The sequence below is a fragment of the Desulfonatronospira sp. MSAO_Bac3 genome (genome assembly GCF_003838035.1).
Classification (GTDB): domain Bacteria; phylum Desulfobacterota; class Desulfovibrionia; order Desulfovibrionales; family Desulfonatronovibrionaceae; genus Desulfonatronospira; species Desulfonatronospira thiodismutans.
In genome coordinates this window covers 1-1,409 of the sequence record NZ_QYZY01000258.1, presented here as the reverse complement: position 1 = coordinate 1,409, position 1,409 = coordinate 1, and the positions used below count along the sequence as shown (strand labels likewise).

General features: G+C 50.7%; 3 protein-coding genes. 2 read left to right on the top strand and 1 reads right to left on the bottom strand.

The window, feature by feature from the left end; genetic code table 11:
• On the top strand, window positions 1-202 hold a 202-nt coding region (locus D5S03_RS08925), incomplete at its 5' end, for a carbon storage regulator (protein WP_287043584.1).
• Window positions 175-654: a flagellar assembly protein FliW gene (gene fliW / locus D5S03_RS08920; protein WP_287043582.1), complete on the top strand. Its 480-nt coding sequence runs from the start codon at window positions 175-177 to the stop codon at window positions 652-654. The genes D5S03_RS08925 and fliW, both read left to right, overlap by 28 nt.
• Here the strand turns inward: fliW and flgM are convergent.
• Window positions 641-958, bottom strand: a complete 318-nt coding sequence (gene flgM, locus D5S03_RS08915) for a flagellar biosynthesis anti-sigma factor FlgM (protein WP_287043580.1) — start codon at window positions 956-958, stop codon at window positions 641-643. The genes fliW and flgM overlap by 14 nt on opposite strands.
• Window positions 959-1,409 lie beyond the last annotated feature (451 nt).

The window sequence follows — 1,409 nt, the reverse complement described above, 5'->3', positions numbered from 1 at the left end:
GGGCGAGGACATAATCATATCCGTGCTGAGCATGAAGGGCAAACAGGTCAAGCTGGGCATAGAAGTGCCCGAAGACCTGCCGGTGTACCGGGAAGAGGTGTTCAAAAAGATTCAACAGGAAAACGAGCAGGCTATACTGGCCTGTTCCCAGGACTTTATGGCGGCAGCTGACTTATGGACCAGACAGAACAGAAAAAAGTAGACACAAGACTGGGACAGTTCATCCTGGAGGAGGACAAGTCCATTCACTTTCCCCGCGGTCTCATCGGGATGGAGCGCTTCAAGGAGTTCGCCCTGCTGCAGATAAAGCCGGATTCGCCTTTTCTGCTGCTGCAGAGTCTGGATGATTCCAGGCTGGGCCTGCTTGTGGCTGATCCTTTCTCGTTTATCAGGGAGTTCGAGGTGCGCCTGAGCAGCGTGGAGGAGAATGTTCTTCAGGTGGAAGACAAAAAAGATCTGGCCATCATGGTTACTGTTTCCATTCCCAGCGGCAACCCAGAATCCGCCACCCTGAATCTCAGCGGTCCTATAGTGATAAATTCCAAAAAAAAGCTCGGCCTGCAGAGTGTGCAGGCCGAGCCGGGAACAAGAAGCCGGGTACTTCTTTCGGAATTAAGAAGTGTGCCCGACCACTCCGATATTACTCATTTGTAGCTCCACCCATCCAGTTTTCAAGATCTTCGCGGATCATCTTCTCGGCGGTCCTGCGGGCATCCGGCTGATATGATCCGTCTGCAACCCGCTCCTTGAGATTCTGTACCTTTTCCATCCTGACTTCATCACTGTTGCCTGCCGCCTTCATGGCGGTCTGGTGCAGCTTCGCCCCCTGGGACAAGGTGACCCTGTCTCCGCTCTGGGCCTGAGATGAACTCTGGCTGGAGCCCTTGTCCGCCTTGGTCTTTTCTGTCTTGGACTGCTCATATGTCTGAATCCCGGTGGGAAATCCTTTTATCTGCATGGGTACCTCCGTTGGTTTCGACTGGCGCCTTACCCAATATATCGGACAAATCCGCCGCGACTTAAACCTGAAAACAAGTTTTGCTCATCGCGGGATAAATGTCAAACATTTCAATCTCTAACCCAGGAAAAATCTGTTTTCGTAATAAATTAGGGTTTGTCATAAAATATGTGTTACATAATGTTTGCATAATCTGGGGGTTTATCGCTCCCACGCTCTGCGTGGGAGCGTAGCCCGACCGCTCCTGCGGTCATTGTGGACGCTGAGCGTCCAGGGAATGTTCCCACGCAGAGCGTGGGAACAATAAGACAAATATAACACTTATATCGTAACAGATCCTAAGTTGAGATCTTTGTGAAAGTGCTTGCCAGCCTGCCTTGAAGGGAGTATTATACCAGCATGAGCACGACAAATATTCACGACAGCACCATCAAGTACTTTTTGTCGGATC